Raw genomic sequence first — 8,138 nt, forward strand, 5'->3', positions numbered from 1 at the left:
CGCGCTGTCGTACCCGCATGCGATGCTCGGGGTTGTGGAGACCAGATCCGTCAGTCCGGTGTTCGTAGGCCGCGCCGACGAGTTGAGCACGCTGCACGACGCGCTCTCCCGTGCCGACGGCGGGGGCACCTCCCGGGCGTCAAGCACCGGGGGAGAGCCGCAGGCGTTGCTGCTCGGCGGTGAGGCGGGTGTCGGAAAGACCCGTCTGGTGGAGGAGTTCGCCGGCGCCGCCGCCCGCCGGGGCGCCGTCGTGGCGCTCGGCGGCTGCGTGGAGATCGGCGCCGACGGGCTGCCGTTCGCCCCCTTCTCCACCGCCCTGCGCGCCCTGCGCCGCGAACTGCCCGACGAGTTCGCCGCCGCGGCCGCCGGGCAGGAGGAGGAACTCGCCCGGCTGGTGCCCGAACTCGGCGAGCCGCCCGCCGCGCGGGGCACGGGCCGGTACGACGAGCAGGGCATGGCCCGCCTCTTCGAACTCACCGCCCGGCTGCTGGAGCGCGTCGCCGCCGACCACGCCGTCGTCCTCGCCCTGGAGGACCTGCACTGGGCCGACGCCTCCACCCGGCACCTGCTCGCCTACCTCTTCCGCACCCTGCGCACCGGCCGCCTCCTGGTCCTGGCCACCTACCGCTCCGACGACATCCACCGCCGTCACCCGCTGCGGCCCCTGCTCGCCGAACTCGACCGGCTGCGCACGGTCCGCCGCCTCGAACTCGCCCGGTTCACCCGCCAGGAAGTGGGCCGCCAGGTCGCCGGCATCCTGGCCGCCGAACCGGACCCCGCCCAGGTCGACGAGATCTTCGAACGCTCCGACGGCAACGCCTTCTTCGTCGAGGAACTCGCCGTCGCCGTCCACGAGCGCTGTTGTCCCGGTCTCCGCGAATCCCTGCGCGACCTGCTCCTCGTCCGGGTCGAGACGCTTCCCGAGCCCGCCCAGCGGATCGCCCGGATCGCCGCCGAGGGCGGGTCCACCGTCGAGCACCGGCTGCTCGCCGCCGTGGCCCGGCTCGCCGAGGACGATCTCATCGAGGCGCTGCGGGACGCGGTGAACGCCAACATCCTGATCGCCGCACGCACCGGCGACGGCTACCGCTTCCGGCACTCCCTGGTCCGCGAGGCCGTCAGCGACGACCTGCTGCCCGGCGAGCGCTCACGCCTGAACCGCCGCTACGCCGAGGCCCTGGAGGCCGACCCGACCCTCGTCCCCGCCGACCAGCGCGTCATGCGGCTGGCCAGCTACTGGTACCACGCCCACGACCCGGCCAAGGCCCTGCCCGCCGTCCTCGACGCCTCCGTCGCGGCCCGCGCCCGGCACGCCTACAGCGAGCAGCTGGGGCTGCTGGAGCGGGCGATGGAACTGTGGGACGCCGCACCCGAGGATATCCGGGCCCGGCTGCGGCTCGCCGACTACTCCCAGGTCTACGCTCCCTGCGACTGTGACCCGGCGACCACCCCGCTGACCTACCTCGACGTCATGGCCGAGGCCTCCGTCGCGGGTCGCCTCTGCGGGGAACGGGACCGCGCCATGAAGATCACCAAGCGGGCGCTGCGCCTCCTGGAGGACGAGAACGACCCTCTCAGAGCCGCCTGGTTCTGGATTCAGCGCGCCAAGCTGGTCCAGGCGAAGGGCCACGGCGACGGTTGGGAGGAACTGGGCACCGCGCAGGAGCTGGTGCGCGGGCTGCCGCCGTCCGAAGTGCACGCGGAGGTGCTGGCCAACGTCGCCAACTGGTCCATGGTGCAGGCACCGGGCCCCGACGCCCTCTCGGCCGCCGAACGGGCCGTGGAGTACGCGCGCATGGTCGGCGCCTGCGAGATCGAGATGACCGCGCGGCTCACCCTGGGCGGCCTCATGGTCCAGGCCGGCGACGTCGAGGCGGGCCTCGCCGAAATGTACGAGGTCAACAGGCGCACGGTCGAGAACGGCATCGCCGCCGTCGCCGGCCGCTCCTTCATCAACCTGCCCTCCGAACTGGAGTCCGTCGGCCGCTCCCGCGAGGCCGTGCCGCTCATGGAGGAGGGGATCGCCTACACCCAACGCTTCGGCCTGCTGGACAGCGAGGCCTGGGTGTGGGGCAACCTCGCCGAGTCGCTGTTCACCCTGGGCCGCTGGGAGGAGGCCGCCGAGGCCGCGTCCCGGTCGCAGCGCGTGGACCGGAGCGCCAAACCCCGCGGTTTCCATGCTCGGATCCGCGCCGAACTCGCCCTCGAACGCGGCGACCTCGTCGTAGCGTCTACCCAACTGGCCTACGCCTGCGAGTACTTCGGCACCCACGACTTCGCCCCCCAGCACTCCCTGCCGCTGTCCCGCATCGCGATCGGGGTCGCCGCGGGCGAGGGCCGCCTGCTGGACGCCCGCGCCGAACTCCAGCGCGTCCTGGAGGACGGCTTCCCGCCCGGCACCCAGCGCCACGGCTGGCCCCTGCTGCTGACCGCCGCCACCGTGGAGACCGGGGCGGCCGGACTGCCCGCCGCCGGCCCGGGACGCCCCGAGACCCTCGAACGCATCCGCCGGGCCGCCAAGTCGCTCGCCACCAACGTGCCCGTCTGGCAGGCGTACGAACGCTGGGTGCGCGCCGAACTGCTGCGCGCCGAGGGCCACGGCCGGCCGGAGGACTGGGCGGAGACCGTCGCCGCCTTCGAGGTGCTGGAGCGCCCCTACGACCTCGCCCGCGTCCGCTGCCGCCTGGCCGAGGCGCTGCTCGCGGCCGGCGAGGACCAGCGGGACCGCGCCACCGAACTGCTGCGTCTGGCCCACGCTGTCGCCGAGCACCTGAGCGCCCGCCCGCTCGCCGACTCCGTCACGCTGCTCGCCCGCCGTGCCCGCCTCACCCTGACCCGTGCCCCGCAGCAGCCCCTCGCCTCCGCCGACCCCGCCGAGTCCCTGGGCCTGACCAGCCGTGAACGCGACGTCCTGCGCCTGGTCTCGGCCGGCCGCACCAACCGCCAGATAGCCGAGGAACTCTTCATCTCCCCCAAGACGGCCAGCGTCCACGTCTCCAACATCCTCGCCAAACTGGGCGTCTCGGGCCGCGGAGAAGCAGCGGCGGTGGCCCACCGGCTGGGGCTGTTCCCGCCGGGGGCCGGGGACCGGCTGGTGGCGCGATGACACGGTCCACAAGGAGAGTGCGATGTTCAACGTCTTCGAGGAACTGTTCGCGCCCGGACGCAAGCACACCCGGGACGAGAAGAAGCGGCTGGAGCTGACGCGGGAGGACGTGGGGGACAACGACCCCGGACGGGGGCCGATCGACCTCGAGTCCGGGAAGGTGGTCATACGGCCGCCCGGGGCCTCCTCGGAGGAGGGCGGGGCCGGCGAGGGGTGAGGGACGGGGCCTACCTCACCTCCAGTTCCAGGATGCGGTCGTCGCCCTTCTTCGGGGTGCCGCGGCCGTCCGTGTTGCTGGTGGTCAGCCAGAGTTTGCCGCCGCCCGCCGGGACCACCGTGCGCAGGCGGCCGAACTCGCCGGTCAGGAACGCCTGGGGCGCCGCGGAGGCCTCCGTGCCCTTCAGCGGGACGCGCCACAGACGCTGCCCCCTCAGACCGGCCATCCAGATGGAGCCCTCGGCGTAGGCGATGCCGCTGGGGGAGGCCACGTCCGTGTGCCACTCGGCGACGGGGTTGTGGAACTTCGGGTCGCCGGACCTGCCCTCCGCGTCCGGCCAGCCGTAGTTGTCGCCCGGCTTGATCGCGTTCAGCTCGTCCCAGGTGTCCTGGCCGAACTCCGAGGCGAACAGGCGCTGCTTGCCGTCCCAGGCCAGACCCTGCACATTGCGGTGGCCGTAGGAGTACACCGGGGAGCCGGGGAACGGGTTGCCCGGGGCCGGCTCGCCCTCCGGGGTCAGCCGCAGGATCTTGCCGCCCAGGGACTTCCTGTCCTGGGCCAGCCCCCGGTCGCCGGTCTCGCCCGTGCCCACGTACAGCATCCGGTCGGGGCCGAAGGCGATCCGGCCGCCGTTGTGGATGACCCCCTTGGGGATCCCCTTGAAGATCGTGTCGGGGGCGCCCAGCTGCTGTCCGGCCGGCTTCCTGGCGTCGTACAGCATCCGGACGACGCGGTTGTCCGAGGCCGAGGTGAAGTAGGCGTAGATCATGTGGTCGGAGGCGAAGCCGGGGGAGAGCGCGATGCCCAGCAGGCCGCCCTCGCCCTCCGGCGCCACCCCGGGCACCGTGCCCAGCTCGGTCTTCTTCCCCGTCTTCTCGTCCACGCGCGTGATCGTCGCCTTGTCGCGCGAGGAGACGAGCAGACCACCACCGGGAACCGGGGCCAGCCCCCACGGAGAGTTCAGCCCCTCCGCGACCGTACGCAGCACCTTCACCGAGCCCTTGGCCGGCGGAGCGCTCTCCCCGGGCGCCTGCCCGGAGGGCGAGGACGTCGCTGGCGTACGGTCGGGCGCCACGGTGTCCCCGCCGACCGGTGAGCCCCCGGAGGAGCATCCGGCCGTCAACAGCAGGGCGGCGGCCAGTACGCCCGTCACCACTCGACGTTGCACGATCTTCGTCCCTTCGACGCGGCGGGTCCTACCTGTCATACACCGCCCGCGCCTCCCAGGTTCCCGAACACCCGGAACCGACGCCCGCCGAACCCGGCGCCCGCGTCCGCCGCCGCGCGCCCTCAGTCCCACGACCCCCGGGCCGCCGGCAGCCGGCCCAGCTCCGCCAGGTCCGGCGGCGTCAGGCGCAGCGCCGCCGCGCCCGCGTTCTCCGTCACCCAGCGTTCCCGCTTGGTGCCCGGTACCGGGATCACGTGGCGTCCCTGGGCCAGTACCCACGCCAGGGCCACCTGCGCGGGGGTGACGTGCTCGCCGTGGCGCCCGGCCGTTCGCCGCAGGCCGGCCACGATCGGCTGGTTGGCGGCCATCATCTCGGCGGTGAAACGGGGGTGACGGGCGCGTACGTCGTCCGGTTCGAAACCCTCGCCGGGGACGAGCGTGCCGGTCAGGAAGCCGTTGCCGAGGGGCATCGCGGCCAGGAAGCCGACCCCGCGCGTCTCGCACCACGGCAGCAGCGACTCCAGCGCCTCCGGCGACCACACCGACAGCTCGGCCTGCACCGCGCTCACCGGGAAGACCTGCTGCACCCGCTCCAGCTGGCGGATCGTTCCGTCGTGCAGCCGCGCCCCGGACCGGCGCCCGCCGCGCCCGCCGCGCGCGCCCACCGCGCACAGCCCCAGCGCCCGCACCTTCCCGGCCCGCACCAGCTCCGCCATCGCCCCCCAGGTCTCCTCGACCGGGACCTCGGGGTCGGCGCGGTGCAGCTGGTAGAGGTCGATCACGTCCGTCTGCAGCCGCCGGAGCGAGGCGTCGCAGGCCCGCTTCACATAGCCGGGACGGCCGTTGGCCACGATGTGCTGCTCACCCACCAGCAGACCGACCTTCGTCGAGACGAAGGCCTCGGACCGCCGCTCCTTCAACGCCCGCCCCACCAGCAGCTCGTTGGTGAACGGGCCGTACATGTCGGCCGTGTCCAGGAGCGTCGAGCCCAGATCCAGCGCCCGGTGCACGGCCCTGAGCGACTCCGCCCCCCGCTGCCGCGACGCGCTGTACGCCCAGCTCATCGGCATGCACCCCAGTCCTACGGCTCCCACCGCGAGTGCCGCCGCGCCGATCGTCCTGCGCTCCACTTGGCCGTAACCCTCCCTCTCTCGGGGCCCACCAACCTAACCTCTGCCTCCTCCCGTCCCTGGCATAGCCTCCTGACCATGACTGCTGACGTATGGCTGCCCATCCCGCCGGACGAGATCGAGGGGCTTCCGCAGGGGCCCGCCTACCGCTTCTGGGACGGCGCCGAGGAGTTCCCCGCGGACCCCGCCGACTGCGCCTTCTACGTCGTGCCGTACATGAAGCCCAGCGACATCGGTGTACGCCCGATGCCGCACATGAGCTCCCTGCGGGTCGTGCAGACGCTGTCCGCCGGCACCGACCACGTGGAGCCGGGCCTGCGGCACCTGCCCCCGGGCGTGCGGCTGTGCAACGCGCGCGGAGTGCACGAGGCGAGCACGGCAGAGCTCGCCCTGGCGCTCGTCCTGGCCTCGCTGCGCGGCATCCCCGGCTTCGTACGGGCCCAGGACCGGGGCGAGTGGCAGGGAGGTTTCCATCCCGCCCTCGCCGACAAGAACGTGCTCATCGTCGGCTACGGCTCCATCGGCGCCGCCATCGAGGACAGGCTCACGCCCTTCGAGCTCGCGCGGGTGGCGCGCGTGGCGCGCTCCAAGCGCACCACGGCGCGCGGTCCGGTGCATCCGTTCACCGATCTGCCCTCCCTGCTCCCGGAAGCCGACGTCGTCGTCCTGTCCACGCCCTTGACAGAGGCCACGCGCGGGCTGGTGAACGCCGACTTCCTCGCCCGGATGAAGGACGGCGCACTGCTGGTGAACGTCGCGCGCGGACCCGTCGTCGACACCAAGGCGCTGCTCACCGAGCTGGACAGCGGCCGTCTCACCGCCGCCCTCGACGTCACCGACCCCGAGCCGCTGCCCCCGGGGCATCCCCTGTGGCACGCGCCGGGCGTGCTGATCAGCCCCCACGTCGGCGGCCCCACGTCCGCCTTCCTGCCGCGCGCCAAACGGCTTCTGACGGATCAGTTGCGCCGTTTCGTGAACCAGGAGCCGCTCGCCAACGTGATTCTGACGACGGGTGCGGCAAGCGCGTAGTCCGCTTCGGGTACCGTCCGCGACCCTCCGGACGCGGTGCGTTCCCGCGTCCCTGCGATTGTCACTGAGCGTAGAGGAACTATGTCCCTGAGTGACGAGACTGGTGTATCGTCCCGACAGGGGCTGCGCCGCGCACCGTTCGGCGCCGGGGACGGACATTTCAGACTGCGAGGGGGGCGACGGGCGATGCACGGCCTATGGACGAACGATCCGACGCGGCGGGGCCGCCACCCATGGCCCTGGCGCACGGCCGCGCACAGACGCGGCCGGCACAGCAGCCATCACCACCACCGCAGGCCCGGCGGCCGCCGGAGGCACGCGTACCCGGCGCACCGGGACCCCAGGGACCCGGCGGTGCGGACCAGGAGGCTCCGGTGAGCCCACCACCGCCCGCCCTGGCCGCGCTCAACGGCGCACTGCGGACTCCGTCTTCGCCGGGGGCGCCGCTGCCCCGGCCGTCGGCCGCCGCCGGCCGTACAGGACTGGCTCCGCAACTCCTGGTGGCGCTGATGTGCGCGGGATACGCCGTCGGCTCCGCGTGCGGCTGGGGTTCGAACGAGGTCGCGCTGGTCATGGGTGACTTCGGGCTGAGTGCCGCGGCCGGCACGGCCGCCGTCTCCTGCGCCCTGTACGCGCGCAGCCGCCGCGTCCGGTTTCGAACCGCCTGGCTGCTGTTCGCCCTCTCCTCGGCGATGGCGGCCCTGGGCAACGCGGTCTGGGGGTGGTACGAGGTCGTCCTCCACCAGGACGTGCCCAGCCCCAGCTACGCCGACCTGTTCTTCCTGTGCTTCGCGCCGCCCGCGATCGTCGGCCTGCTGGTGCTCGCCAAACGGCCGGTGAACAAGACCGGGTGGGTGTGCCTGGCGCTGGACGCCTGGCTGATCGGGGGCTCGCTGCTCACGCTGTCGTGGAGCATCGCGCTGGCCCAGGCGGCCAGGTTCGAGGGTCCGAGCGTCGCGCACACCGCGCTCTCGCTGGCGTACCCGCTGCTGGACATCGTCCTGGTCAGCATGGTGCTCGCACTGCACTTCCGGCGCTCCGCGGTCAACCGCACCGCCGTGAACACCGCGATCGGCGGGCTCGCCCTGACCGTGCTGTGCGACGCCCTGTTCACCTCACCGCTGCTGCACCACAGCTACCGCTCCGGGCAGTTGCTCGACGCCGGCTGGTTCGCCGGCTCACTGCTCCTGGCGTACGCCCCCTGGGCCGCGCCCCGCCCCGGACGGACGACCGCCGAGCGACACGCGACGCACCGGCACGACGACGCGCACCGGTACGACGACGTGGAGCGACACCACGCGGATCAAGCGGATCAACACGACGCGGATCAACACGACGCGGACCGGCATCACGCGGACCCGCACGAGGCGAACCAGTACGCCGCCGACGGCCACACACGCGTGGCCGACGCGCACGGGCGCACCGACGGGCACAACCGCGTGGCGCACGGGGGCGTGCCCGACCAACCCCCGGCCGCGCGTGTGTGGC

Annotated in this window: 5 protein-coding genes and 1 pseudogene; 4 read left to right on the top strand and 2 right to left on the bottom strand. The window is 73.2% G+C overall.

Features of this window, described 5'->3' with window-relative positions:
* Nucleotides 1-22: 22 nt before the first annotated feature.
* Nucleotides 23-3,106: a helix-turn-helix transcriptional regulator gene (locus tag C1I97_RS05300; RefSeq protein WP_181446577.1), complete on the top strand. Its 3,084-nt coding sequence runs from the start codon at nucleotides 23-25 to the stop codon at nucleotides 3,104-3,106.
* Nucleotides 3,107-3,128: 22 nt separating this feature from the next.
* Nucleotides 3,129-3,323, top strand: a complete 195-nt coding sequence (locus tag C1I97_RS05305) for a DUF6191 domain-containing protein (protein ID WP_111002059.1) — start codon at nucleotides 3,129-3,131, stop codon at nucleotides 3,321-3,323.
* Nucleotides 3,324-3,333: 10 nt separating this feature from the next.
* On the opposite strand, the gene C1I97_RS05310 is transcribed toward C1I97_RS05305, so the two are convergent.
* Entirely contained in the window at nucleotides 3,334-4,530 is a 1,197-nt protein-coding gene (locus C1I97_RS05310) for a PQQ-dependent sugar dehydrogenase (RefSeq protein ID WP_111002060.1), read from the bottom strand.
* An 83-nt stretch (nucleotides 4,531-4,613) separates the two neighbouring features.
* Nucleotides 4,614-5,621 (bottom strand): aldo/keto reductase, encoded by a 1,008-nt coding sequence (locus tag C1I97_RS05315; protein WP_111002061.1) that lies wholly within the window; start codon nucleotides 5,619-5,621, stop codon nucleotides 4,614-4,616.
* Between the two features lie 78 nt (nucleotides 5,622-5,699).
* Here C1I97_RS05315 and C1I97_RS05320 point away from each other — a divergent pair, with 78 nt between their 5' ends.
* Nucleotides 5,700-6,650, top strand: coding sequence for a 2-hydroxyacid dehydrogenase (locus C1I97_RS05320; RefSeq protein WP_111002062.1), 951 nt, complete (start codon nucleotides 5,700-5,702; stop codon nucleotides 6,648-6,650).
* 374 nt (nucleotides 6,651-7,024) lie between these two features.
* Nucleotides 7,025-8,138: pseudogene (locus C1I97_RS05325) on the top strand (phosphodiesterase); the annotation flags it as partial.

The organism is Streptomyces sp. NTH33, assembly GCF_003236365.1.
Lineage (GTDB): Bacteria > Actinomycetota > Actinomycetes > Streptomycetales > Streptomycetaceae > Streptomyces.

Coding starts and splice junctions, on each gene's coding strand:
- C1I97_RS05300 (WP_181446577.1), top strand. CDS start 23: ATGCTCGGGGTTGTGGAGACCAGATCCGTCAGTCCGGTGTTCGTAGGC.
- C1I97_RS05305 (WP_111002059.1), top strand. CDS start 3,129: ATGTTCAACGTCTTCGAGGAACTGTTCGCGCCCGGACGCAAGCACACC.
- C1I97_RS05310 (WP_111002060.1), bottom strand. CDS start 4,530: ATGACAGGTAGGACCCGCCGCGTCGAAGGGACGAAGATCGTGCAACGT.
- C1I97_RS05320 (WP_111002062.1), top strand. CDS start 5,700: ATGACTGCTGACGTATGGCTGCCCATCCCGCCGGACGAGATCGAGGGG.